A 24644-nucleotide genomic window follows, 5' to 3' on the forward strand; every position below is an offset into this window, starting at 1 on the left:
GTCGCTTCAATCATCCAGTCAAGGAGCCCCACCATGCATGCAGAGCTGCCCAGCGCATTCAGTCGAACGACACTGATCGTGGTCGACGTGCAGAACGGCTTCATCGACGGCGGTGGCCTGCCGGTGAAAGGCGGTGCCGAAGTCGTGCCGGTGATCAACCGCCTCGCGTCCGTCTTCGAGAACATCGTCATCACGCAGGATTGGCATCCGCCCGGCCATGCCTCTTTCGCGGTCAACCACGCGGGCCGCAGCCCTTACGAGATGGCGACGATGCCGTATGGCGAGCAGGTGCTGTGGCCGGTCCATTGCGTGCAGGGCACCGCAGACGCCGCGCTGCACAAGGACCTCCACCTTCCCACGGCACAACTCATCATCCGCAAGGGCTTCCATCCGGGCATCGACAGTTATTCAGCCTTCGAGGAAGCCGATCGAAAGACGTCGACCGGCCTGGCGGCGTACCTGCATGCGCGCGGCATCGACACCGTCTATGTAACCGGACTCGCGACCGACTTCTGCGTCGCGTGGACCGCGCTCGATGCGCGCACCGCCGGCTTCACCGCGTTCGTCATCGAAGACGCGACGCGTGCGATCGATCTCGATGGCTCGCTCGACAAGGCCTGGGCGCAGATGGCCGCGCAGGGCGTCGGGCGCATCCAGTCGGCCGAGCTAATCGGTTGATGGACTTTTCCCTGACCGTTAACGGCCGAGCGCAACCGCTGTCCGTGTCGCGCGAGGCGTCGCTGCTGCACGTGCTGCGCAACGACCTCGGGCTCAACGGGCCCAAGTACGGCTGCGGACTCGGCCAGTGCGGCGCCTGCACCGTGTGGGTCGACGGCGTGGCGGCGCGCAGTTGCGTGATCCCGGCGCACGGCGTCGAAGGGCGCGAGATCACCACGCTCGAAGGGCTTGGATCGCGCCATGACTGGCACCCCGTTCAAAAGGCTTTCGAAGACGCGCAGGCGGCGCAATGCGGCTACTGCCTCAACGGCATGGTGATGCAAGCGGCCGCACTGCTGGCGCGCGAGCCGAATCCCAGCGAAGACCGTATCCGCGCCGAGCTGTCCGGCAACCTGTGCCGTTGCGGCACGCATGTCGAGATCGTTCGCGCGGTCCAGATAGCGGCGCTGCGGCTGGCTGAGGCCGCGTCATGAGCGCTGCGCAATGACATCGCGGCGGGCCGACCAGCCGCGCACCCGCGCCGACTTCTTGAATGCCGATGGCGTGCTCGTCATCGTGCGCGCTACACCGCCGGCGCCGCCGCCGGCCAAGGGCCAGCCTGCGCTCGTGTCGGGCAACCCGGAGGAAGGCGACGAGGTGCTGCTCGCGGTGTGGGACGACGGCAGCGCGACCGGCTTGAACGGCCACGTCGATCTGGGCACCGGCCTGCAGACCGCACTGGCGCAGATCGTCGCCGAAGAGCTCGACCTCGGCATGCCGTGCGTGCGCATCATGCTGGGCGACACGGCGCGTGCGCCCAACCAGGGCGGGACCATCGCGAGCGCGTCGATCCAGAACCATGCGAGGCCGTTGCGCTTCGCCGCCGCACAGGCGCGAGCCTGGTTGATGGCGCGTGCCGCGGCACGGCTCGGTGCGCCGGCCGACGCGCTGGTCGCTCGTAACGGCGTGGTTCACTTCGCCGATGCACCGGAGCGCAGCGTCGCTTTCGGCGAGCTCGTGGCCGGCCAGCGCACCGTGCTGCAGCTGGCGCATCACGTCGAACTGAAGCATCCGGACGACTACCGCATCGTCGGCACTTCGCAGCCGCGCGTCGACATCCCGGCAAAGTTGGCGGGCGAACTCGTCTTCGTGCACGACATGCGCGTGCCCGGAATGCTGCACGGCCGCGTGGTGCGCCCACCGTATGCCGGTGCCGACCATGGCGACTTCATCGGCAACACGTTGGAGTCGGTCGATGAGGCATCGATCGCGCACATCCCCGGCCTGCGTGCGGTGGTGGTGATCCGCGACTTCGTCGGCATCGTGGCGGAGCGCGAAGAGCACGCGGAGCAGGCGCTACGCGAACTGCGTGTCACGTGGAAGCCGTGGCCCGGCATGCCCGACCTCGGCGACGTCGCGCAGGCGATTCGCGACAACCCGTCGACGCAGCGGCTGCTGGTCGACGAGGGCGATGTCGATGGCGCGCTGGCTGCGCTCGGTGCTGCGGGTGGCTCCATGAAGCGGACCTATGTCTGGCCGTACCAGATGCACGCCTCGATCGGGCCTTCCTGCGCGCTGGCGGAATGGCATGCGGGCGGCGAGGCCGATGCAGAGTCCGATGCAGAAGCCGACCCGCCCATCGTGCTGCGCGTCTGGGCCGGTTCGCAGAGCCCGCATGTGCTGCGCGACGACCTCGCGACGCTGATGGGCGTGCGCGATGTGCAGGTCGATGTCGTTCGCATGGAAGCGGCCGGCTGCTATGGCCGCAACGGCGCCGACGACGTGGCCGCCGATGCCGCCTTGCTGGCGCGTGCCGTCGGCGCGCCGGTGCGGGTGCAGCTCACGCGCGAGCAGGAACACGCCTGGGAGCCGAAGGGCGCGGCGCAACTGATGGAGATCGACGGCGGGCTGCTTGCCGATGGCCGTATCGCTGCCTACGACTTCGAGACTTCGTACCCATCGAACGGATCGCCGACGCTCGCGTTGCTGCTCACCCGCACCATCGAGCCGGTGCCACACGCCTACGAAATGGGCGACCGTACGGCGCGTCCGCCGTATGCGGTCGACAACCTGCGCGTCAAGGTCAACGACATGGCGCCGATGGTGCGCGCGTCGTGGTTGCGCGGGGTGTCGGCGCTGCCGAACTCGTTCGCGCACGAGTCGTACATCGACGAGCTGGCGACAGCCGCCGGAGTCGATCCGGTGCAGTTCCGGCTGCGCCATCTGCACGATCCGCGTGCTGTCGAGCTGGTGCAGGCGACCGCGCAGAAAGCCGGCTGGCGCATGCGTACCGGGCCGCAGGAAAACGCCGACGGCGGGCTGGGCGAGGGCGGCGACATCCTCTTTGGCCAGGGCTTCGCTTATGCGCGCTACGTGCACAGCAAGTGGCCGGGCTTCGGTGCGGCCTGGGCGGCGTGGGTGGCCGATGTCGAGGTCAATCGCAAGACCGGCGAAGTCCATGTGCGGCGCGTGGTCGTCGGCCACGATGCGGGACTGACCATCAACCCCGCGGGCGTCGAGCACCAGGTGCACGGCAACGTGATCCAGACCACGAGTCGTGCGCTGATGGAGGAGGTGCGGTTCGCACCGCAGCAGAAGGCCGGCGAACGCTTGCCCGGCGTGCTGCCGTCCGGCGTCGTCGCGAGCCGCGAATGGGGCAGCTACCCGATCATCAATTTTCGGCAGGTTCCCGTCATCGAAGTGATCCAGATGGCGCGCCCCGGCGAGCCGCCGCTGGGCGCGGGCGAGTCGTCTTCGGTGCCGGGGACGGCGGCGATCGCGAATGCGATCTTCGATGCGACGGGGGTGCGGTTTCGGTCGCCACCGTTCACCTCCGAAGTCATCCGTGCTGCGCTCGGCAGTTCACTCCCTCCCCCGCTGCGGGAGGGCATGGGTGAGGGCATGAAACCGGCGCAACTTGACCTGCGCGTGCCCCCGTCCCAGCCTTCCCCCAAAGGGGGAAGGCGCAACGCGCGGAGCGTGTGGGCGATGGGGACTGCGTTGGTCATCGGCGGCATCGGTGTCATCGCGGGCCTACTCGGCTGGCGCTCGGTCATCGCGCCCGTCTCGTTCAGCGCGCCCGTTTACAGCGCCTCGACCATCGAGCGCGGTCGGGTGCTCGCAGCGCTCGGCGATTGCGCCGTGTGCCACACCGCTGCAGGCGGCGTGCCCAACGCCGGCGGACGTGCGATGGAGACGCCCTTCGGCACGCTCTACGCAACCAACCTCACGCCCGATGCCGACACGGGTCTCGGGCGCTGGTCGTTCAGCGCATTCCAGCGTGCGATGCGCGAAGGCGTCTCGCGGGATGGCCATCACCTGTACCCCGCATTCCCCTACACCGCCTTCGCGAAGACCAGCGACGACGATCTTCAATCGCTCTATGCGTACTTCATGTCGCTGCCCGCGGTCCGCGCCGAAACGCCGCCTGCCGAGTTGAAGTTTCCGTTCAGCATTCGCCCTTTGATGGCGGGATGGAACGCGCTGTTTCACGATGCGACGCCTTACCAACCAGTCGCCACGCAGACAGCCGAGTGGAATCGTGGCGCCTATCTGGTCAACGGCCTCGGCCATTGCGGCGCGTGCCACACGCCGCGCAATTCGCTCGGCGCGGAGCAGGGCGGCAATGCGCTCTTTTCGGGCGCCATCGCCGACGGGTGGGAAGCGCCGGCACTCACATCGCTCTCGAAGGCCGCAGTGCCGTGGGACGCCGACGAGCTGTATCGCTATCTGCGCCAAGGGCACACGCAACGGCACGGCATCGCCGGCGGTCCGATGGCCGAGGTCGTGCGTGAACTCGGCGCGGTCAGCGACGACGATGTACGCGCGATGGCAAGCTATCTGGCGTCGTTCAATGCGGTGACGACATCGGCATTGCCCGAAGCGCACGCCGCCACGGCGACCCGCGCTATCGACAGCGCCGCCGCCGGTCGCGGCCCGCTGCTCGGCTCGGCGCAGCGCATGTTCGACAGTGCCTGCGCCGTCTGCCATCACGATGGCGACGGGCCGACGCTGCTCGGCGTCAACACGCCCCTCGCGCTCAACAGCAACCTCACCAGCACGCGACCCGACAACCTGCTGCGCACCATCCTCGATGGCGTGCGCGCGCCGGCGACCAAAGACATCGGCTTCATGCCCGCATTTCGCGATGCACTCGACGATGCGCAGGTCGCGCAACTCGCGGGCTACATGCGCGCGCGCTTCGCACCACAGGAGCCGGCATGGAACGATCTGCCGGCGCAGGTCGCACGCGTGCGGGCCTTGCGCTGATCGCCGTACCATCGACGGCAGACGCTGCTTTCAAGCGCCGAACCAGGAGACACGCCCAATGACCACCACCCTCTCGCCCGACACCAGCCTGCCCCGCGACGCCGACCGCGCCACGCTCATCGGGCGCATCTGGCAACCCGGCATCGGGCCCACGCTGGTCGCAGTGCACGAAGGCGGACTCCACGACCTTTCGCACCTCGCGCCGACCACGAGCGACCTGCTCGAAGCCGATGTGCCGCCCGCCGATGCCGTGCGCGAAGCCATCCAATCCGGCAAAGCGCCACGCATCGCGCACCTCGCCGATGTGCTCGCCAACAGCTTCGAGGCGCAAGACGACGAGACCAATGCGCGAGACTTCGGCCGGCCCTGGTTACTGGCGCCGTGCGACCTGCAGGCCATCAAGGCCAGCGGCGTCACCTTTGTCGACAGCCTGCTGGAGCGGGTGATCGAGGAACAGTCCCGCGGCGATGCATCCAAGGCCGACGCGATTCGTGCGGCGCTCAGCGGTGTGCTGGGCGACAACCTGGCCGGCATCGTGCCGGGGTCGCCCGAGGCCGCGAAGGTCAAGGCTTTGCTGATCGCGCAAGGCGCCTGGTCGCAGTACCTCGAAGTCGGCATCGGCCCCGACGCCGAGATCTTTACCAAGGCGCCGGTGCTGGCGGCGGTGGGCACCGGCGCGCAGGTCGGCATTCATTCGGGTTCGGTCTGGAACAACCCCGAGCCCGAGGTCGTGCTGGCGGTGAACAGCCGGGGTCAGACGCTCGGTGCGGCGCTCGGTAACGACGTCAACCTGCGCGACTTCGAAGGCCGCAGCGCGCTGCTGCTCGGCAAGGCGAAAGACAACAACGCGTCATGTGCCATCGGCCCGTTCATCCGCTTGTTCGATGCGCACTTCGGCATCGACGATGTGCGCCGCATCACGGTCGGACTCAAGGTCGTCGGACCCGAAGGCTTCGCGCTCGAGGGCTCGAGTTCGTTGTCGAAGATCAGTCGCGATCCGCTCGACCTGGTCGGTCAGGCGATCAACCCGCATCACGCGTATCCCGACGGCCTGATGCTGTTCCTCGGCACCATGTTCGCACCGACGCAAGACCGGCACGGTCCGGGCCAGGGCTTCACGCATGTGGTCGGCGACCTCGTGACGATCTCGGCACCGGAACTCGGCGCACTCGTGAATCGCGTGGTGCACGCCGATCAGGCGCCGCGCTGGAACTTCGGCATCTGCGCGTTGATGCGCAATCTTGCGGGGCGCGGGTTGCTCTAGCGTTTCAGCGCGGACGTTTTAGCGCGTCCTTCAGAGCGTCCCGCGCAGGGCGCGCCTGTATTGAACTGCCTCCGCCACATGCGCGACCTCGACCAGCGGCGATGAGGCCAGGTCGGCGATGGTGCGCGCGACCTTGAGCGCGCGATGCGTCGATCGCGCGCTCCAGCCCAGCTTGGCGGCGGCCGTGTGCATGAACTTCAGGGCTGCCGGTTCGAGACCGGCATGGCGATCGATGTCTGCGCCTTGCAGTGCCTGGTTGGGCTTGCCCTGCCGCGCAACGGCGCGGTCCCGAGCCGCCGCTGAGCGGGCCCGGATGCTGTCGGTCGATTCCCCGGCCGGTGAATCGAGCAGCTCCTTGGCCGATACCGCAGGTACTTCGATATGCAGGTCGATGCGGTCGAGCAGCGGTCCGCTCAGCTTGCCCTGGTAGCGCGCGACCTGGTCGGGCGTGCAGCGGCAGGCTTTCAGCGTGGAGCCGAGGTAGCCGCAAGGGCAGGGGTTCATCGCGGCGATCAGCTGGAAGCGCGCCGGGAATTCAGCGCGCCGGGCCGCGCGTGCAATCGTGATGGTGCCGGTCTCCAGCGGTTCTCGCAACGCTTCAAGCGCCGAGCGCGCGAACTCGGGAAATTCGTCGAGGAACAGCACACCGTGATGCGCCAGCGAAATCTCGCCCGGTCGCGGTGGCGATCCACCGCCCACCAGCGCCACCGCGCTGGAGGTGTGGTGCGGCGCCGAGGTCGGCCGCTGCATCCAGCGCTCGATGGCGAAGCGGCCTCCGAGGCCGGCCACGGCGGCGCTTTCGAGCGCCTCGTCGACCGTCATCGCCGGCAACAATCCGGCAAAGCGTTGCGCCAGCATCGACTTGCCCGAGCCGGGCGGGCCGACCATCAGCAGCGAGTGATTTCCCGCCGCTGCGATCTCAAGGGCCCGCTTGGCGCCGACGTGGCCTTTGACGTCGGATAAATCGGCGTACCGCGGCGGCGCGGCGCTCTCGGCCGGCAGCATGCGCGCCCAGCCGTCGATCGGAGCATCTATTGGTGCGGTCGCGTCGGCTGGCAAAAATTGACGCACCACATCGAGCAGATGCGCCGCGCCATAGACCTCGGTGCCATGCACCAGTGCGGCTTCCCGCGCACTTTCCGTCGGCAACACCAGCTTCGTCGCGACACCGCAGGTGTGCAGCGCGAGTGCCATCGCCAGCGCGCCCCGCACCGGCCTCAACTGGCCTGACAAGGACAACTCACCCGCGAACTCGTGGCCGGCCAGCCGCGCACTGTCGATTTGACCGCTGGCCGCCAGGATGCCGAGCGCGATCGGCAAATCGAGGCGGCCCGAGTCCTTCGGCAGGTCGGCCGGGGCGAGGTTCACGATGATTCGCTTGTTGTTCGGGAAGTCGAGCCCGGCGTTCTGGATCGCGGAGCGAACCCGCTCACGGGCTTCCTTGACCTCCACATCGGCCAGCCCGACCAGCGCAAAGCTGGGCAACCCGTTCGCCAAATGCACCTCGACGGTCACGCTGGCAGCTTCCAGGCCCAGCAAAGCGCGGCTTTGCACCAAAGACAAACTCATTTCACTCCCTTTCCCCAAGATGGTGCACCATCCTTTTGTGGGGTCGTTGCTGCCGGTTGGTGGGCGGCCAACTGACAGAAACAGTTTGATTAACTTTTGCCCGGCAAGCGATTCGGAATCGTTCCCCAGGTTCCCGGCTTGCGTGAACTTTGGCACGCTCCCTGCTTTGAGGTTCGCTCCCATCCATTTAAATAACGCCCCGAGGAGCTACCCGATGATGCACCGTACCGCCGCCAAGACCCTGGTTGTCCTGGCCACCGCTCTGACCGCGACGGGTGCCGCTCTGGCCCAGACGACGCCTGCCGCCGACCCGGCTCCAGCTGCCACGTCCCCCCTGACCGCCAACATCTCGCTGACCACGAACTACAAGTTCCGCGGCCAGGACCAGGACGCCATCGGCCACAACGGTCTGTACAAGAAGCGCGGCGTCAAGCCTGCAGTGCAGGGCGGCTTCGACTACGCCTTCGGCGAAAGCGGCTTCTACGTTGGCAACTGGAATTCCAGCGTCAACTGGCTCTCGGGCAACAGCATCGAGATGGACATCTACGGCGGCTACAAGATGAAGGTCGGCGTGTTCGACCTCGACTTCGGCGTGCTGACCTATGTGTACCCGGGCAACCACCTGGGCAACACCACAGAACTCTACGGCGCTGCCACCTACAGCGACGACGCCCTGGGCGCCTTCACCGCGAAGTACTCGCACACCGTGTCCAAGGACTACTTCGGCTTTGCCGGCGCGGCCAACGGCTCGGGCCTGAAGGGCCGCAACAGCGGCTACCTGAACCTGTCGTACGCCAAGGAAGTGATTCCGCACCTGACGTTGAAGGCCGCGGTCGGCTACACGCGCCTGAGCAGCGACATCCGCAAAAACACGGGCTACAAGAGCTACGTCGACTACAACGTCGGCGCGTCGTGGGACTTTGGCGGTGGCCTGTCGCTGGCCGGCGCGGTGGTCGGTGCCAACAAGAAAGATGCCTACCTGGCGGTCGTGGAACCGGGCTTTGGCCCGATCGGCGTGCAAACTCAGTCGATCAACAAGGCGCAGTTCATTGCTACGCTGACCAAGACGTTCTGAACCTCCAATTAGAAAGCGCGGCGCCTGCCGCCGCGCCCGCCGGTTTTATCTCAAGGAGAACATCATGAAGCTGGTTACAGCCATCATCAAACCATTCAAGCTCGACGAAGTGCGCGAAGCACTGTCGGCCATTGGCGTGCAGGGCATCACCGTGACCGAGGTCAAGGGCTTCGGTCGCCAGAAGGGCCACACCGAGCTCTACCGCGGCGCTGAATACGTTGTCGACTTTCTGCCCAAGGTCAAGATCGAGGCCGCCGTTTCCGACGAGCTGGTCGAGCGCGTGATCGAAGCGGTCGAGGGTGCCGCACGCACCGGAAAGATCGGCGACGGCAAGATTTTTGTCTACAACCTCGAGCAGGTTGTTCGCATCCGCACCGGTGAAACGGGCCGCGAAGCGCTCTGAGATCAAGGCACGAAAGAACAACTGAAATGAAAAAACTGCTCGTCTCCCTCGCGCTCGGCCTGAGCGTGTTTGCCGCTGGCTCTGCGTTTGTCACCTCGGTGCAAGCGCAGACCCCGGCGCCTGCCGCCGAAGCGGCTGCGCCCGCGGCCAGCGCTGCGCCAGCGGCTCCGGCACCTGCCGCTGCAGCAGCTGCGACTCCGGCAGCCGACGCTGCTGCAGCGCCTGCCGCTGCCGCCCCTGTCATCAAGTTCGACAAGGGCGATGTCAGCTGGATGATGGTGTCCACGCTGCTCGTCATCTTGATGACCGTGCCGGGCCTGGCGCTGTTCTACGGCGGCCTGGTCCGCAGCAAGAACATGCTGTCGGTGCTGATGCAGGTCATGGTCACGTTCTCGCTGATCGTGCTGCTCTGGCTCATCTACGGCTACAGCCTCGCCTTCACGGAAGGCAACGCCTTCGTAGGCGGGTTCGACCGGCTCTTCATGAAGGGGATTTTCGACCCGGCCACCGGCGTGTTCGCACCCGGCGCAACCTTCAGCAAGGGCGTCTATATCCCTGAACTGCTGTTCGCCGCCTTCCAGGCCACGTTCGCCGGCATCACCTGCTGCCTGATCGTCGGTGCCTTCGCAGAGCGCGCCAAGTTCGGCGGCATCCTGCTGTTCATGGTGCTGTGGTTCACCTTCAGCTATGCGCCCATCGCGCACATGGTCTGGTTCTGGATGGGCCCTGACGCCTACGCAAGCAAGGACGTCGTCGATGCGATGAACTCCAAAGCCGGCCTGATCTGGCAGTGGGGCGCGCTCGACTTCGCAGGCGGTACTGTCGTGCACATCAACGCAGCCGTCGCCGGCCTCGTGGGTGCCTTCATGATCGGCAAGCGCATCGGCTTCGGCAAGGAAGCCTTCACGCCGCATTCGCTGACGCTGACGATGGTCGGTGCCTCGCTGCTGTGGGTGGGTTGGTTCGGCTTCAACGCAGGATCGGCCCTCGAAGCCGGTACCAGCGCCGTGCTGGCCTTCATGAACACCTTCTCGGCCACCGCCGCCGCTGTGCTCGCATGGTGCATCGGTGAAGCGCTGCACAAGGGCAAGGCTTCGATGTTGGGTGCTGCTTCGGGTGCTGTTGCCGGCCTCGTCGCCATCACGCCGGCCGCCGGCAACGTCGGTCTCATGGGCGCCATCATCATCGGCTTCGTTGCTGGCTTCGCTTGCCTCTGGGGCGTGACCGGTCTGAAGAAGCTGCTCGGTGCGGACGATTCGCTCAACGTCTTCGGCGTGCACGGTGTCGGCGGGATCGTCGGCGCGTTGCTCACCGGCGTGTTCAACACGCAATCGCTCGGCGGCCCCGGCATCGTCGGCGACTGGGTTACGGCCAGCGTCGTCACCAGCGAAATCGGCCCACAGGTCTGGATCCAGCTCAAGGCTGTGGTGCTGACCATCGTGTGGTCGGGCGTGGTTTCGGTCATCGCCTACAAGATCGCCGACCTGACGATCGGTCTGCGTGTGACGGAAGAAGAAGAGCGCGAAGGCCTCGACATCTCTTCGCACGGCGAGACCGCATACAACAGGTAACCCCCCAAGGGCTTTGCGCACTTCGTGTCGCTTTGCCCTCCCCCCTGCTGGGGGCGACACCAGCGGATCGGCAAAGCCGGATCCGCGGTGTCTTTGGAATTTAAAGGCCACCTTCCGGTGGCCTTTTTTATGGGCGGCGGTGACGCACAATTACTTCCATGTGGACCACGCTTGACGACAGCCTTTGCGAACTGGGTGAATCGCCGTTCTGGCACCCGGGTGAACGATCTCTTTACTGGCTGGATATCGCTGGACGTACTGTGTTGCGGACTCGGGGGGACATCGGTGCCGCCGGCGCGACCGTCGAGCGATGGACGCTGCCGAGCGAGCCGGGCTGCATGGCGCCGGCGCGGCGGGGCGGTTTGGTCATTGCGCTGCGCGATGGCATCTACCGGGCCAAGACATGGGGCGGCGCGCTGACGCAGCTTGTCGGTGTCGACTACGACACGCGCACGATGCGCTTCAACGACGGCAAGTGCGACCCGCTTGGCCGCTTCTGGGCCGGCACATTGAACGAGGCCAAGGACAAGTCCAACGCCGAGCTCTATTGCCTCGACATGCGCGACGGGCGTGTGCCGGTGTTGCAATGCATGGCCGGTGATGCCATGACCGCCAACGGCCTCGCGTTCTCCCCTGACGCCGGCACCCTGTACTGGTCGGACACGGCGGCGCATGCGACCCGCGCGTGGGACTGGGTGGCCGATTCCAATACGCTGACGCGGCCGCGCGTGTTCGAGCAGTTCGCGGCCAAGCCCGCAGGCTGGACGCCATCGTCGCCGGTGCGCTATGCCGGTCGCCCCGATGGCGCCACGGTCGATGCCGAGGGCCACTACTGGGCAGCGATGTACGAGGGCGGTCAACTGCTGCGCTTCGCCCCCAATGGCAAGCAGGTCGGCGCCATCGCGACGCCGGTGCAGTGCCCGACGATGCCGTGCCTCGGCGGCGATGATTTGAAGACGCTGTTCGTGACGAGCGTGCGCAAGGGACGTCCCGCAGAGGAACTCGAAGAGCGACCGGCCTCGGGTTGCGTCGTCTCGATGCGCGTCGACACACCGGGGTTGCCGGTGGCGTTCTTCGAAGATTGACACGATGACCAATTCCGTTGAACTCCAGCGCATCGTCGAGCGCGTGCGCGCTGCCGCGGCCGACGCCACCCCGCTCGACATTCGTGGGGGCGGCACCAAAAATTTCTATGGTGAGGTCGCCTCGGGCGAACCACTCGTCACCAGCGAGCTCAGCGGCATCACGAGCTATGAACCCAGCGAGCTGGTCGTCACCGTCCGTGCCGGCACGCCGCTCGCCGAACTCGAAGCGCTGCTGGCCGACCAGGGCCAATGCCTGCCTTTCGAGCCACCGCGCTTTGCGCATCCGGCCAACCCCGGCGTGCGCGGTGGCACCGTCGGCGGCATGGTCGCAGCGGGCTTGAGCGGGCCTTCGCGCGCCAGCGTCGGTGCGGTGCGCGACTACGTGCTCGGTGCCACGCTGGTCGATGGTCGCGGCGAGGTGCTGCACTTCGGCGGCACGGTCATGAAGAACGTCGCGGGCTATGACGTCTCGCGCGTGCTGGCCGGGTCTCTCGGTACGCTTGGCGTGATCGCTGAGGTGAGCCTGAAGGTGCTGCCCGTCGCGCCGGCCGAAGCGACGATCGAGTTCGCTTGCGAGCAGGCCGATGCATTGCGGCTGCTCAACGAATGGGGCGGTCGTCCATTGCCGCTGAACGCCAGCTTGTGGCGACGGCGCGATGGTGCGGGCGTGTTGTCGTTGCGCTTGCGCGGTGCGGTCGCGGCCGTCGACGCGGCGTGCCGTCATCTGGGCGGTGCGCTTCAGGCCGCAGAGCCCGCTGCAGCCGGCTGGCAATCGCTGCGCGATCAGCAGCATCCGTGGATCGCCGACCGTGAGGCGAATGGCGGTGCTTCGGCCAACACGGACGACCTCTGGCGCCTGTCGGTGCCGCAGACTGCGCCGGCGCTCTCGCTCGATGGCTCGCCGTGGATCGAATGGCATGGCGGCCAGCGCTGGTACCAGGCCGGGCAAGGGCAAGCTGAGCGCATGCGTGCGACGGCCCGCGCGGTCGGCGGTCACGCGACGCTGTTCAGGGCGGCAGGCCGTACCGAAGCGACCGATGCAAGCGCACCGGCTGCAAGGTTCGATGCGCTGAGCGTGCCGTTGGCGCGCATTCATCGCGCGCTAATGAAAGAGTTCGACCCGCACCGGATCTTCAACCGCGGCCGGCTGTTGCCGGAAGCTTGAGTCGTCTCGCTTCTTCAGCCAACACGTCAGCCAACACGTTAGCCAACACAGCCAGCTATCAAGGCCAGCCACTACCCCACATGCAAACCGAACTCGCCGCTGAATTTCGTGACACCGCAGACGGACAAGAGGCTGAAGCCATCCTGCGCAAGTGCGTGCACTGCGGCTTCTGCACCGCCACTTGTCCGACCTATCAATTGCTGGGCGACGAACTCGACGGCCCGCGTGGCCGCATCTACCTTATTAAACAGGTGCTCGAAGGCAAGCAGCCGACGCGCAGCACGCAACTGCATCTGGACCGTTGCCTGACCTGCCGCAACTGCGAAACGACCTGCCCGAGCGGTGTGCAGTACGGCCACCTGGTCGACATCGGCCGGAAGATCGTCGACCAAAAAGTGCCACGCCCCGCAATGGAATCGGCCACGCGCTGGCTGTTGAAAGAAGGCCTGCCGTCGCCGCTCTTTGGGCCGGCCATGAAGGTCGGCCAGGCGGTGCGCGGACTGCTGCCCGCCGCGCTGAAAGCCAAGGTGCCCGCCAAGCAGGACGCCGGTCTCTGGCCGACGACCCAGCATGCGCGAAAGGTGCTCATGCTGTCCGGTTGCGTGCAGCCCGCGATGATGCCGAACATCAACAGCGCGACCGCGCGTGTGCTCGATGCTGCGGGCATCCAGACCGTCATCGCCAGAGAGGCCGGTTGCTGCGGTGCGTTGAAGTTTCACCTCAACGACCAAGAAGGCGGTAAGGCGAACATGCGCACCGCCATCGACGCGTGGTGGCCGCATGTGGAACGCGCCGAAGTCGAAGCCATCGTGATGAACGCATCCGGCTGCGGCGTCACGGTACGCGAATATGGGCACATCCTGCGTGACGACCCGGCATACGCGGCCAAGGCCCGACGCATCAGCGAACTGACCAAAGATCTGAGCGAGCTGCTGCCCGATCTGGTGCCCGTGCTGAAGGCGCGTGTGAAGCCACCCGAGGGTGTGATCGCCTACCACCCACCATGCACGTTGCAGCACGGCCAAAAGCTGCGTGGGGGCGTCGAAGTCAACTTGCGCGCATTGGGTTTCGATGTGCGAGTCGCTCTCAACGAAGCGCATCTTTGCTGCGGCTCGGCCGGGACGTATTCGGTGCTGCAGCCCGAGCTCGCTTATCCGCTGCGCGATCGCAAGCTCGGCAACCTGAACCAGCTTCAGCCGAGCGTCATCGCCTCGGCGAATATCGGCTGCATCACGCATTTGCAGAGCGGCAGCGGCGTGCCGGTGAGGCATTGGATCGAGTTGCTCGACGCTGCGATTTCCGCGCATTGACGTGGCACTCAGAGTGCAGCCGAAGAGGCGTCTTTCGTGGCGTTTCTTAACATTTAATTTCTTTTTAGAAACATTGAGGTGACACTTGCGGCCGTCGCAATTGTTAATTGCTTCACGCATTATTAAAGAGAGTGTCAGCTTCGAATAAGACCGCGACTTAGTGCCTGCGCACTCCCAAATTCCGACCAGATACTCGCGCCCCATTGCCAAGGCACTTTTGACCGAGGCACCAATCAGGGGGAAGAAAGATGAACCGGTCATTCAAGAGCATCTGGAGCGAGGCGCAAGGCGCGTGGGTTGCGGTTTCGGAAGTCGCTGGGGGGCGCGGGAAAAAGAGTCGCAGTGGTGTAACCGCTGGCCTCGTTGCGTTGTCGGTCACGATGGCCTTGCTGGCCGCGCCCACAGGGGCACAAACTCTGATCGACAACGCTGGTGTGCGCGCCGGCGGTAACGCGAGTGCTGCGGTGGAGATAGGTCAAGCTGGTGGTGCCACTCAGGGCTTTCTGACTGCTCGCGTTGCCCTTACAGCCGCCAACGTTTTCGGCCTGACCGGTAACACCATGACCGCCGGCATGCAGGTCTACAACACGGCCACAACCACTGGCGCGAACGGTGTGAGTCCAGGCCTCTACACGTGGAACGGCAGCCAGTGGATCTCCAACAGCGAGGTGCCGTACTTTCATTCGAACTCGACGGCGGTAGGCAATTCGACCGCGGCTAATTCCGGTGCCACCGGTGCTAACAGCATCGCCATCGGACCCAATGCGACGGCCGCCGGGGGCACCAGTCTTGCCGCAGGTTTCGGCGCCAATGCCAGCGGGTCGCAGACGATTGCGTTGGGATGGAGTGCAAACGCAGGCGGCGTGAACAGCATCGCATTGGGCACCAAGAGTTCTACAGCCGGCTTTACGCAGATTGCGATCGGCTCGGGTGCAAAAACAGACGTGCTTTCCACTGACTCAACGGTGATCGGTGGCGGCGCCTCTGCAATCAATTCTGCTTTCAGTACGGTCGTCGGCACTGGCGCCAGCGCCGTCGGGAATACCAACTCGGTCTTCGGCTACCAGGCTTCCGCAATCAACGTAAGCAATGCCACCGCGATCGGCGAAGGCGCTTCGGTGACGGGCTCTGCTGGCATTGCACTGGGGTCTGGCGCCGCTGCGACCGGTAGTCTGACCACCGCCATCGGCGTGGGCGCCGCATCGAGTGGCAGCACCGGCATCGCACTGGGCCTGAACGCTGTCAACACGGTCGCCAACTCGGTCGCGTTGGGAACGAATGCTTTCGACAGCGCCACGGCAAGCGCAACGACTGCGGGGACGACGGCCTACAACAGCAGCGTTATCAACGGCACAACATACAACTACGCTGGTGGCGCTCCAATCGGCGTGGTTTCGATCGGTAGTCCTGGCGCAGAGCGTCGCATCCAGAACCTTGCGGCCGGACAGATTTCCGCCACAAGCACCGATGCAGTCAATGGTAGTCAGCTTTATGCGGTTGGCAGCTCAATTACTTCTACGATTGCTGCAGGCCAGACGCATTACTACAGCGTAAACGACAACGGAGTGCAGACTGGTAACTACGCGAACAACGGTGCAACTGCCGCGTTCGCTATTGCTGCGGGTACCAATGCCGCGGCGGGAGGTACCGGTGCGGTGGCAATGGGTGGCAATGCAGTAGCCAGCGGCAGCACGGGTGTATCGATCGGCTATGTCGCCGGGACGGGTTCCACCAACACCGCCGGCACCGTCAATGTCGGCTATGCCACAGGCATCAGCGGAAGCGGCAAGAACAACACGAACGTGGGTACGACCACTGGCGGCCTGACCAACGGCGACGGCAATACAGCGATGGGCTACGACACCGGCCGCGGTATCACTGGCAGCTACAACTTGAGCGCGGGTCAGAGCGCCGGGACTGCGACTGTCGGCAACGCCAACATTGCACTCGGTGAGGGCACTGGGCAATTGCGCACCGGCAATGACAACGTCGCGATGGGCACGAGCGCCGGAGTCAACTCCAACGGCAACCGAAACATTTCCATTGGCAGCGGCGCAGGCGGTAACTTCGGCGCAGTAACCAATGCTGACGATGCCATCGCCCTGGGCACAAACAGCGTGGCGTCGGCCAGCAATGCGATGGCGTTGGGTGCCTATGCACGTGCCAACAACGCAAGTGATGTAGCGCTGGGGGCCAGCTCTTTCACCGCTGCGCCCAACGCCACGCCAACCGGCACCATCAACGGCACGACTTACACCTACGCCGGCGGTGCGCCAACCAGCGTGGTGAGCGTGGGCAACGTCGGTAACGAGCGCCAGATCACCAACGTAGCGGCGGGCCAGGTCACGGCCACCAGCACCGATGCAGTCAACGGCTCGCAGCTGTATGCGACCAACTCGGCAATCAGCAACGTCACCAACGGTGGCGGCATCAAGTACTTTCATGCGAACTCGACAGCTGCCGATTCGGTCGCAGCCGGCGCAGAGAGCGTCGCAATCGGCCCTCAAGCGGTCGCAAATACTGCTGGTGGCGTGGCCCTGGGTTCAGGCGCGTTGTCGGATCGCACCATCGTCCAAGGCACTGGCACCTTCAGCAGCGGCTCGACCGCAGTGGGCTACAACACCACCGACCGCACTTTGCTCGGCGCAGTGAGCGTCGGCAACAGCACCGGCTACCGCCAGATCATCAATGTCGCAGACGGCACCCAGGCCAGCGATGCGGTGACGGTGAGGCAGTTGAGCGGTGCACTGGGCAGCATCGCCGCCACGACGGGCAAGTACTTTCACGCCAATTCGACCGCTGCTGATTCGCTGGCAGTCGGTACGGAGTCGGTGGCCATCGGTCCACAGACCGTGGTCAACGGCAACAATGGCATCGGCATCGGCAACGGTGCGACGGTGCAGGCCAGCGCCACAAACGGTCTTGCCATCGGGACGGGCGCCAGCGTGACGCAGGTCGGCGGAGTCGCTTTGGGCGCAGGTTCCATTGCCAGTACAGCCGCCGGCGCCAAGGGCTATGTTCCGACCGGTGCCAGCGTGGCGCAGACGGCGGCGGTCAACGCCACGACCAGCACACTGGCGGGTGTGTCAGTAGGCAATGCGGCCACGGGCCAGTTGCGCCAGATCAACGGCGTGGCGGCAGGCTCGGTCGACAGCGACGCGGTCAACGTGAGCCAGTTGAAGGCGGTGCAGACCTCCGTCACCACGCTCGACAACAACGCGGTCAAGTACGACACCACGACCGCCGGCACGACCAACTACAACTCGGTCAACCTGGGCAACAGCAACTCGACCGGGCCGGTGACGCTGGGCAACGTTGCCAACGGAGTGGCGCCCTACGATGCGGTCAACGTGCAGCAGCTCAATGCGGGCGTGGCGTCCGCCAATGCCTATACCGATGCGCGAGTCAACGGATTGCAGGGGAACATCGACGGCGTGGCACGGAAAGCCTATGCCGGTGTGGCGTCGGCGATGGCGCTGGAAAGCGCCCCGTACATCGCGGGCAAGACGACCTATGCGGCCGGCATGGGTTACTACCAAAGCCAGGGTGCGGTCGGCATCGCGTTGCGTCGCACGGCGGACAACGGACGATGGAGCGTGACGGGTGGCGTGTCGGCCAGTGCTGGCGGCGTGGCGGTGCGCGCGGGCGTGTCGGGGATATGGGACTGACGGGATGAGAGCGACCACCACTTCATTCGCATCCAACTCCTCCTTCATCCCACTTTCCCGGAGATAGACACCATGTCATCGCACTCATCTTTTCGTTTCGTTCGCGCCACCTTCGGCCTGGTCGTGCTCACCTGTGCCGGTCTCGTGGCTTCGGCGCAGCAAGCGCAACCTGCGGTGTCCGCCGCGGCCTCAGGCGAGGTCGCCTTTCCGTCGCTCGACAGCTCGTATCTCAAGACCGGATCCTTCGTCGGCCCCGACCATGTGCGACGCATCACGCCCGGTTTGAGCAAGGACCAAGTGCGGCTCGAACTCGGCAATCCGCAGTACAGCGAAGGCCTGTTCGGCGTGCGCGAATGGGACTACGCCTTCAACTTCTATACGGGCAAGGGCAATGAGTACATCACCTGCCAGTTCAAGGTGAAGTTCGACTTGGTCGACGATGTCTATCGCGCGGCCAGCACGCACTGGAAAGGCGTTGCCTGCGAACGCTATCTGAACCCGGTGGTGATGGCGCAAGCCGTTCCGGTGGTGATGGCCGCACCGGCGCCGGCACCCGTGCCCACCACGCGCCGCCTGACATTGGGTGCCGATGGGTTGTTCAAGTTTGCCAAGTCCGGTTTCGACGATCTGCTGCCTGCAGGTCGCGGCCGGCTCGAGGCCTTGGCGGTAGAACTGCGTCGCGATGGCGTCGTGCTCAGCTCGATCATCATCACCGGCCACACGGACCGCATCGGTTCCGACGCGTCCAACGTGGCGTTGTCGCAAGCGCGTGCCAACACCGTGCGCAACTACCTCATCGGCAAGGGCCTCGACGGCAGGCTGGTGCGTGCATACGGTGCTGGAGAAACGCAGCCGGTGACGCAATGCGCCGGCGAGCGGGTCACGCCCGAACTGGTGGCTTGCTTGCAACCGAACCGCCGCGTCGACATCGAAGTCGCGGGTCAGCAGTGACAGCGCAGCGCGCGCTGGATCAGTCGCGGCGCGGTGACTGCATCCGTGCTTCGCTCCTGAGCAGTTTGCTGGTCTGTTCCACGCTGGTGTCGGCACAGGTTCAGCAGGCCCAGCCGGTTGCACCCGCACCGCCGCCGCGCAATGCGCTGGAGCAACTGACCGCGCAAGCCGGCATCGGCACCTGCATGAGCACGATGCATCGCGTCGCACCGGCCCTGACCGGCCCCTCAGGCGCTTTCGCCGCCATGCTGATGACCAACCCGGTAGCGCCCGATGCCTCCGCGTTCGCAGCGTCGGTCGAGCGCGCGGAGCCGACGGGCACGCGCTTCGTCAGCGCGGTGTTCGCACCGACCGGGCGTGGCGGGTGCGACGTGGGCTACGACATGATCGACGTGTGGGGCAAGCCGTGCGCGCAAGTCGCGGTGCAGGACCTCGGCTACGCCAAGCCGCTCGATGTCGTGGGCAAGTCGATCGGCGTGGTCCCGATCAGCCCGACGCATCACATCTACCTGATGCCTACGGCCGGCAACGGTTGCGTCAGCATTACCAAGGAACTGCTGTTTCCCTGACCTGGTCTGGCGCTGCGGTCCGACCCGGCGCGCGAATTTATCGGGCGAAGCTTTGCTCCGCTGTTTGAAGGAGTGCTTTGCCATGGTCAGGAAAATTCGTCCCGCTTTCTCTTTCGCTGCATGCTTGGTGCTGGCCGGCGCCGCGACCCTCGCTGCAGCGCAATCCGCGATGCCGGCCATGCGTGGCGAGGGCGCTGCGCGTTACGTCTGCGGTGGCATCGGTTCCGATGAATCGACTGCCTTTCGCGCCTCGATGAAAGAGCATCCGCTGGCGCTCTTGTTTGCCCGTGCAGACGGCGCTTACGAGGCCGACGTCGCAGTCAGCATTCAGGATGAGAAAAACATCACTGCGTTGGCGTTTCGCGCCAGCGGGCCGGTATGCCTGATCGATCTCCCTGCCGGAAAGTACGTCGTCAACGCCGACGCTGGCAGCGCTTCCAAGAAGCAGTCGGTCACCGTAGGTGGCGGCTCGAAGTCGGTCGACTTCCGCTTTTGATCTGACGTGAGCTGGCGCCGCCTTGCGCGGGCGCCGTGTTTGTCAGGCCGTTGCCAGCGCCTTCTCGATGTCGCGCTCCATCGATGCCGGCGTGTCGAGCGGCGCATAGCGCTTCAACACGCTGCCGTCGCGCGCCAACAAAAACTTGGTGAAGTTCCACTTGATGGCCGTGCTGCCGAGCAAGCCAGGCTTCTCCTTGCTGAGCCACTGGTACAGCGGTGCAGCGCCGCTGCCGTTGACGTCGATCTTCTCCATCATCGGAAAGCTGACGCCGTAGTTCTTGGTGCAGAACGCGCCGATTTCTTCGTTGCTGCCGGGGTCTTGCGAGCCGAACTGGTTCGACGGAAAGCCAAGCACCGTCAGGCCTTGTTCAGCGTACTTTTCATGTAGCTTTTCGAGCCCCTCGAACTGCGGCGTAAAACCGCATTTGCTCGCGGTGTTGACGATCAGCAAGACCTTGCCGCGATAGCTTGAAAGCTGCACGCTCTTGCCATCGATCTGGGTTGCGTCGAAATCGTAGACGGTGGTCATGTGGTGTGTCTTCCTGGGTCAGTGGTGTTTGTCGCTGCGCGCGATGGCAAGCAGATGCTGCACCTCTTCCGGGTATTTCCGCAAGTTACTCAGGTGCCAACGGCGAATGAGCCACATGAAACCGGCGACCAGTCCGCCGAAAGCGGTGATGGCGGCGTTGGCCGACAGGCCGAGGCCGGTGCACGCGCTGTAAAAACCACCGAGCAACAAAATGCAGGCTTGCTCGTTGAAGTTTTGTACGGCGATCGAACGGCCAGCGCCCATCAGGTTGTGGCCGCGATGCTGCAGCAGCGCGTTCATCGGCACCACGAGAAATCCGCCGCATCCGCCCAACAAAATCAGGAACGGCACAGCAAGCCACACGTTGCCGATGAAGATCATGCAGACCACCAGCACTCCCATGCCGATGCCCATTGGAATGACCTGCGTTGCGGTGTCGAGCTTCATGCGCATCGACGCCGCCACAGCGCCGACCGCCATACCGATGGTGACCACGCCGGTCAGCCAGGACGCCTGCGTCGTGTTGTAGCCGAGTGCCACCGAACCCCAGGCGATGACGATGTACTTCAAGTTGCCGCCAGCGCCCCAGAAAAGCGTGGTGGTCGCGAGCGAAATCTGGCCGAGCTTGTCGCGCCAGAGGCGGGCATTGCAGTGCCAGAAGTCGGGCAGTAACGATGCGATGTTGCGCACGAGGCCATGCTGCTTGTTGCTGCGCAGCGACCGCATCTCTACGCCGGTGTGCGGGATGCGCGTGTTGAACCAGGCCGCCAATGCGTAGACGAAGATCAGCACGCTGATCGCGGCGGCCGGCGGCGTGTCGACGCCGGTGTCGATGAACGGCAGATCGAACCGCAGCAGATGGCTCGACACCGTGTGCCCGACCAGCGTGCCGCCGAGCACGATGCCCAGCAGGATCGATGCGATCGTCAGGCCCTCGATCCAGCCGTTGGCCTTGACCAGTTGCGACGCCGGCAGCAGCTCGGTGAGGATGCCGTATTTGGCCGGCGAGTACGCCGCCGCGCCGAGTCCGACGATGGCATACGACAGCAAGGGGTGCGTGCCGAACAGCATCATCAGGCAGCCGACCACCTTGATCGCATTGCTGATGAACATCACTTTGCCCTTGGGCAAAGCGTCTGCGAAGGCACCGACCAGCGGCGCCAGCACCACATAGAAGACCGCGAAGATCGGCACCAGCGCGGCGCGCTGCCATTCGGGCGCGCCGGCACTTCTCATCAGTTCGACGGCGGCCACGAAAAGCGCTTGGTCGGCCAGTGACGAAAAGAACTGGGCCGACATGATCGTGTAAAAACCGCGCTTCATCGAGGGGCTGAATGGCCAGAGAGGGGGCTGCTGGCAATAGTGAAAAAAGGCTTCCGCTGCAGGCGGATGGGCGGTTATAGCATGGGGTTGCGATGCCAAAATGAGCACTACCACCCGTGTTTTCTGTGGGCATTGCGCCTTTTTTCGCACATTCTTTTGCACATTCAAAAACGAGTTTGAGATGCCCCGTCCGATTCTTGCCACCCTTCACGCCGACGCGCTGCGCCACAACCTCGAGCGCGCGCGCCGTGCCGCGCTCGATTCGCGCGTGTGGGCGGTGGTCAAGGCCAACGCTTACGGCCATGGTATCGAGCGCGTGTTCGACAGCTTTCGCGGCGCCGACGGTTTCGCGCTGCTCGACCTGGCCGAAGCCGAGCGGGTCCGCGCGCTCGGCTGGCGCGGTCCGGTGCTGCTGCTCGAAGGCGTGTTCGAGCCGCGCGACCTCGAACTTTGTTCCCGCCTCGACCTCTGGCACACCGTGCATTGCGACGCGCAAATCGACATGCTGGCCGCGCACAAGACGCAGGCGCCGCAACGCGTGTTCCTGAAAATGAACTCCGGCATGAACCGGCTCGGTTTTGCACCGTCGCGTTTCAGGTCGGCGTGGACGCGACTCAACGCGTTGCCGCAGGTCGACGAGATTTCGCTCATGACGCACTTCAGCGACGCCGACGGCGCGCGTGGCATTGCGCATCAACTTGCAGTGTTCGAGAACGCCACGCGAGACTTGCCCGGCGAACGTTCGATCGCCAATAGTGCCGCGACGCTGCGCCACGCACCGCTGGCTCGCGGCGATTGGGTGCGGCCCGGCATCGTTCTGTACGGCAGCGCGCCCGACTTTCCCGAACACGACGCGGCGCACTGGCAGCTGCAACCCGGCATGACGCTCGCAACGCGGCTGCTTGCAGTGCAGACGCTGCAGGCCGGCGACACCGTCGGTTACGGCTCCAGCTTCACCGCCGAAGGGCCGTTGCGCATAGGAGTCGCTGCAGTGGGTTACGCCGACGGCTATCCGCGCCATTGCACTACCGGCACGCCGGTGCTGGTGAACGGCGTGCGCACGCGCATGGTCGGGCGCGTCAGCATGGACATGATCACGGTCGACCTCACGCCCGTACCGGACGCAGGTTTCGACAGCGAGGTCACGTTGTGGGGCCGCGCCGCCAACGGCACGCTGCTGCCCATCGACGAAGTTGCGCGGGCGGCAGGCACGGTCGGCTACGAGCTGATGTGCGCTGTGGCGCCGCGCGTGCCGTTCGCGGTCGACTGAGCGGGTCGACTTCGCGAGCGACTCAGCGCAGACTCAATAGAGCCCGAGCTCCCGACCCTTGAGCCGTGCCAGTCCGAGCAGCGCATCGGTGAACGGTGTCGGAACCTTGGTCAGTTGCCCGAGTTCACGCACAACGCTCACCAGCGCATCGAGCTCGATGGCGCGCCTTGCTTCCACGTCCTGCAGCATCGAGGTCTTGAAGGCGCCGAGCTTGCGCGTGACGGCATGCCGGTCTTCCGGGCTGTCGGTGATCGCGATGCCGATGCGTGCGCCGATCTCCTTGGCCTCCAGCATCACCGCCGAAATGAAGCCGAGCACCAGATCGTCGGACATGATCTTGTCGGTGGTGGCGCCTGTGAGCGCGCTGATCGGGTTGACGGTCATGTTGCCCCACAGCTTGAACCAGATGTCTTTCTGGATCTGCGGCGACACGCTGCATTCGATGCCTGCTCGCGTCAGCAGCGCGGCCAGTTCGGTCACGCGCGATGACGCACCGCCAGCCGGCTCGCCCACGATGAGCCGGTTACCGAAGTGGTGCCGCACCATGCCGGGCGCGTCGAGCGAGCAGCTCGCATGCACCACGCCGCCGATCACATGCGACGCCGGGATGGCGGCGGCGATGGCGCCGTCGGGATCGACCGCTGCCAGCCTCGAGCCGGCCAGCGTGCCGCCGAAGCCGCCTTCGAGGAACCACCAGGGCACGCCGTTCATCGCGGTCAACACCATGGTGTCGGGACCGATCAATGGCGCGATCTGCGCAGCCACGCCCGCCAGCGCCGGTGCCTTCACCGCGACCACCACCAAGTCTTGTAGCCCGAGCTCGGTCGGGCTCGCCACTGCGTTGACCGGCACGTGCAGCCGCTCGTCGCCACGCACGAGCGACAGGCCGTCCCGTCGCAAGGCGTCGAGCGTGGCACCGCGTGCCACGACGTCGATCCGTTCACCAGCTTGGGCAAGGGCGACGCCGATCCATCCGCCGATTGCGCCGGCGCCGTAGATGCATATTTTCATGATGTCAGAGGTGTCGAAAGGTCTTGAAGATGGCTCAGAGGTACTGGGCGAGGTTGTTGAGTTTGCCGGCGTAGACCTCGGCACCCTCGTCGATCTGCAAGGTGAGCCCGAGCGCACGGCCAGCGGCGATCGGTGAGAAGTGCGTTTCGATGGCGACCATCAACATGTCGCCCACTTTCTTCTTGAGCGCATCGCTGCGGCCGGGGTTGATGCGCAGCTGGAGCCAGACGAAGGCGCGGTCGGGAGCCCCATCGGCCACCGCGAACTGTTGCACCGGCCAGGCCAGCACCCGAGTTCCGGTAATCGGAAAGACCGGCGCGCCGCTGTCGTCGAGCGTGCCGACGAGCGTCGCGCGCAGGTGTTCGCAAAGTTCGTCGATGCGAAGTTCGTCTTCGAGGTTGGCGGTGTATTCGATGCGAAGGTGCGGCATGGCGCGGAGTCTCCTTGCGTGGCGGGT

General features: G+C 65.3%; 20 protein-coding genes. 15 read left to right on the forward strand and 5 right to left on the reverse strand.

Annotated elements, in window-relative coordinates:
* Nucleotides 1-33: 33 nt before the first annotated feature.
* The 4 genes from pncA to H7F36_RS06390 are packed head-to-tail and all read left to right on the forward strand — an operon-like array spanning nt 34 to nt 6190.
* On the forward strand, nt 34-678 hold the full coding sequence (gene pncA / locus H7F36_RS06375; RefSeq protein ID WP_187053889.1) for a bifunctional nicotinamidase/pyrazinamidase: 645 nt from the start codon (nt 34-36) through the stop codon (nt 676-678).
* Entirely contained in the window at nt 678-1151 is a 474-nt protein-coding gene (locus H7F36_RS06380) for a (2Fe-2S)-binding protein (RefSeq protein ID WP_187053890.1), read from the forward strand. Before pncA ends, H7F36_RS06380 begins: the two co-directional genes overlap by 1 nt.
* Nucleotides 1152-1161: 10 nt before the next feature.
* Nucleotides 1162-4926 (forward strand): molybdopterin cofactor-binding domain-containing protein, encoded by a 3765-nt coding sequence (locus H7F36_RS06385; protein ID WP_187053891.1) that lies wholly within the window; start codon nt 1162-1164, stop codon nt 4924-4926.
* Between the two features lie 58 nt (nt 4927-4984).
* Nucleotides 4985-6190: a fumarylacetoacetate hydrolase family protein gene (locus H7F36_RS06390; RefSeq protein ID WP_187053892.1), complete on the forward strand. Its 1206-nt coding sequence runs from the start codon at nt 4985-4987 to the stop codon at nt 6188-6190.
* 30 nt (nt 6191-6220) lie between these two features.
* Here H7F36_RS06390 and H7F36_RS06395 read toward each other — a convergent pair whose 3' ends face one another.
* Complete coding sequence (locus H7F36_RS06395; protein WP_187053893.1) at nt 6221-7759, reverse strand: YifB family Mg chelatase-like AAA ATPase; 1539 nt, start codon at nt 7757-7759, stop codon at nt 6221-6223.
* Between the two features lie 214 nt (nt 7760-7973).
* On the opposite strand from H7F36_RS06395, the gene H7F36_RS06400 reads away from it, so the two are divergent.
* From H7F36_RS06400 to H7F36_RS06445, 10 genes are all read left to right on the forward strand, one after another.
* Nucleotides 7974-8834 (forward strand): TorF family putative porin, encoded by an 861-nt coding sequence (locus tag H7F36_RS06400; protein WP_187053894.1) that lies wholly within the window; start codon nt 7974-7976, stop codon nt 8832-8834.
* Between the two features lie 64 nt (nt 8835-8898).
* Nucleotides 8899-9237 (forward strand): P-II family nitrogen regulator, encoded by a 339-nt coding sequence (gene glnK, locus H7F36_RS06405; protein WP_187053895.1) that lies wholly within the window; start codon nt 8899-8901, stop codon nt 9235-9237.
* A 26-nt stretch (nt 9238-9263) separates the two neighbouring features.
* The gene (locus tag H7F36_RS06410; protein ID WP_187053896.1) at nt 9264-10808 is read left to right on the forward strand and encodes an ammonium transporter; all 1545 of its coding nucleotides are present in this window, start codon (nt 9264-9266) and stop codon (nt 10806-10808) included.
* Nucleotides 10809-10966: 158 nt separating this feature from the next.
* Entirely contained in the window at nt 10967-11893 is a 927-nt protein-coding gene (locus tag H7F36_RS06415) for an SMP-30/gluconolactonase/LRE family protein (RefSeq protein ID WP_187053897.1), read from the forward strand.
* Nucleotides 11894-11897: 4 nt separating this feature from the next.
* Nucleotides 11898-13058, forward strand: a complete 1161-nt coding sequence (gene glcE, locus H7F36_RS06420; protein WP_187053898.1) for a glycolate oxidase subunit GlcE — start codon at nt 11898-11900, stop codon at nt 13056-13058.
* An 80-nt stretch (nt 13059-13138) separates the two neighbouring features.
* The gene (glcF, locus tag H7F36_RS06425; RefSeq protein ID WP_187053899.1) at nt 13139-14368 is read left to right on the forward strand and encodes a glycolate oxidase subunit GlcF; all 1230 of its coding nucleotides are present in this window, start codon (nt 13139-13141) and stop codon (nt 14366-14368) included.
* A 248-nt stretch (nt 14369-14616) separates the two neighbouring features.
* Nucleotides 14617-18036 (forward strand): ESPR-type extended signal peptide-containing protein, encoded by a 3420-nt coding sequence (locus H7F36_RS06430; protein ID WP_187053900.1) that lies wholly within the window; start codon nt 14617-14619, stop codon nt 18034-18036.
* Nucleotides 18037-18108: 72 nt separating this feature from the next.
* Nucleotides 18109-18987 carry an OmpA family protein gene (locus tag H7F36_RS06435; protein WP_187053901.1) on the forward strand — a complete coding sequence of 293 codons (879 nt, stop codon included), beginning with the start codon at nt 18109-18111 and terminating at the stop codon, nt 18985-18987.
* Nucleotides 18984-19556 (forward strand): hypothetical protein, encoded by a 573-nt coding sequence (locus H7F36_RS06440; protein ID WP_187053902.1) that lies wholly within the window; start codon nt 18984-18986, stop codon nt 19554-19556. Before H7F36_RS06435 ends, H7F36_RS06440 begins: the two co-directional genes overlap by 4 nt.
* Before the next feature lie 82 nt (nt 19557-19638).
* A complete protein-coding gene (locus tag H7F36_RS06445) occupies nt 19639-20052 on the forward strand; it encodes a carboxypeptidase regulatory-like domain-containing protein (protein WP_187053903.1) in 414 nt (137 codons plus the stop codon).
* Nucleotides 20053-20094: 42 nt separating this feature from the next.
* Here H7F36_RS06445 and H7F36_RS06450 read toward each other — a convergent pair whose 3' ends face one another.
* Both H7F36_RS06450 and lplT read right to left on the reverse strand, forming a co-directional pair.
* Nucleotides 20095-20583 (reverse strand): glutathione peroxidase, encoded by a 489-nt coding sequence (locus H7F36_RS06450; RefSeq protein ID WP_187053904.1) that lies wholly within the window; start codon nt 20581-20583, stop codon nt 20095-20097.
* Between the two features lie 18 nt (nt 20584-20601).
* Complete coding sequence (gene lplT, locus H7F36_RS06455; RefSeq protein ID WP_187053905.1) at nt 20602-21906, reverse strand: lysophospholipid transporter LplT; 1305 nt, start codon at nt 21904-21906, stop codon at nt 20602-20604.
* A 181-nt stretch (nt 21907-22087) separates the two neighbouring features.
* On the opposite strand from lplT, the gene alr reads away from it, so the two are divergent.
* A complete protein-coding gene (gene alr / locus H7F36_RS06460; RefSeq protein ID WP_187053906.1) occupies nt 22088-23176 on the forward strand; it encodes an alanine racemase in 1089 nt (362 codons plus the stop codon).
* A gap of 33 nt (nt 23177-23209) precedes the next feature.
* Here alr and H7F36_RS06465 read toward each other — a convergent pair whose 3' ends face one another.
* Together H7F36_RS06465 and H7F36_RS06470 are read right to left on the reverse strand one after the other, a co-directional pair.
* The gene (locus H7F36_RS06465) at nt 23210-24187 is read right to left on the reverse strand and encodes a 2-dehydropantoate 2-reductase (RefSeq protein WP_187053907.1); all 978 of its coding nucleotides are present in this window, start codon (nt 24185-24187) and stop codon (nt 23210-23212) included.
* A 34-nt stretch (nt 24188-24221) separates the two neighbouring features.
* Nucleotides 24222-24617, reverse strand: coding sequence for a 5-carboxymethyl-2-hydroxymuconate isomerase (locus H7F36_RS06470; protein WP_187053908.1), 396 nt, complete (start codon nt 24615-24617; stop codon nt 24222-24224).
* Between the last annotated feature and the right edge of the window lie 27 nt (nt 24618-24644).

This window comes from Variovorax sp. PAMC28562 (genome assembly GCF_014303735.1).
Classification (GTDB): domain Bacteria; phylum Pseudomonadota; class Gammaproteobacteria; order Burkholderiales; family Burkholderiaceae_C; genus Variovorax.

Coding starts and splice junctions, on each gene's coding strand:
- lplT (WP_187053905.1), bottom strand. CDS start 21,906: ATGAAGCGCGGTTTTTACACGATCATGTCGGCCCAGTTCTTTTCGTCA.
- glcF (WP_187053899.1), top strand. CDS start 13,139: ATGCAAACCGAACTCGCCGCTGAATTTCGTGACACCGCAGACGGACAA.
- H7F36_RS06450 (WP_187053904.1), bottom strand. CDS start 20,583: ATGACCACCGTCTACGATTTCGACGCAACCCAGATCGATGGCAAGAGC.
- H7F36_RS06400 (WP_187053894.1), top strand. CDS start 7,974: ATGATGCACCGTACCGCCGCCAAGACCCTGGTTGTCCTGGCCACCGCT.
- alr (WP_187053906.1), top strand. CDS start 22,088: ATGCCCCGTCCGATTCTTGCCACCCTTCACGCCGACGCGCTGCGCCAC.
- H7F36_RS06470 (WP_187053908.1), bottom strand. CDS start 24,617: ATGCCGCACCTTCGCATCGAATACACCGCCAACCTCGAAGACGAACTT.
- H7F36_RS06435 (WP_187053901.1), top strand. CDS start 18,109: ATGTCATCGCACTCATCTTTTCGTTTCGTTCGCGCCACCTTCGGCCTG.
- H7F36_RS06395 (WP_187053893.1), bottom strand. CDS start 7,759: ATGAGTTTGTCTTTGGTGCAAAGCCGCGCTTTGCTGGGCCTGGAAGCT.
- glcE (WP_187053898.1), top strand. CDS start 11,898: ATGACCAATTCCGTTGAACTCCAGCGCATCGTCGAGCGCGTGCGCGCT.
- H7F36_RS06410 (WP_187053896.1), top strand. CDS start 9,264: ATGAAAAAACTGCTCGTCTCCCTCGCGCTCGGCCTGAGCGTGTTTGCC.
- glnK (WP_187053895.1), top strand. CDS start 8,899: ATGAAGCTGGTTACAGCCATCATCAAACCATTCAAGCTCGACGAAGTG.
- H7F36_RS06445 (WP_187053903.1), top strand. CDS start 19,639: ATGGTCAGGAAAATTCGTCCCGCTTTCTCTTTCGCTGCATGCTTGGTG.
- pncA (WP_187053889.1), top strand. CDS start 34: ATGCATGCAGAGCTGCCCAGCGCATTCAGTCGAACGACACTGATCGTG.
- H7F36_RS06380 (WP_187053890.1), top strand. CDS start 678: ATGGACTTTTCCCTGACCGTTAACGGCCGAGCGCAACCGCTGTCCGTG.
- H7F36_RS06465 (WP_187053907.1), bottom strand. CDS start 24,187: ATGAAAATATGCATCTACGGCGCCGGCGCAATCGGCGGATGGATCGGC.
- H7F36_RS06390 (WP_187053892.1), top strand. CDS start 4,985: ATGACCACCACCCTCTCGCCCGACACCAGCCTGCCCCGCGACGCCGAC.
- H7F36_RS06385 (WP_187053891.1), top strand. CDS start 1,162: ATGACATCGCGGCGGGCCGACCAGCCGCGCACCCGCGCCGACTTCTTG.
- H7F36_RS06430 (WP_187053900.1), top strand. CDS start 14,617: ATGAACCGGTCATTCAAGAGCATCTGGAGCGAGGCGCAAGGCGCGTGG.
- H7F36_RS06415 (WP_187053897.1), top strand. CDS start 10,967: ATGTGGACCACGCTTGACGACAGCCTTTGCGAACTGGGTGAATCGCCG.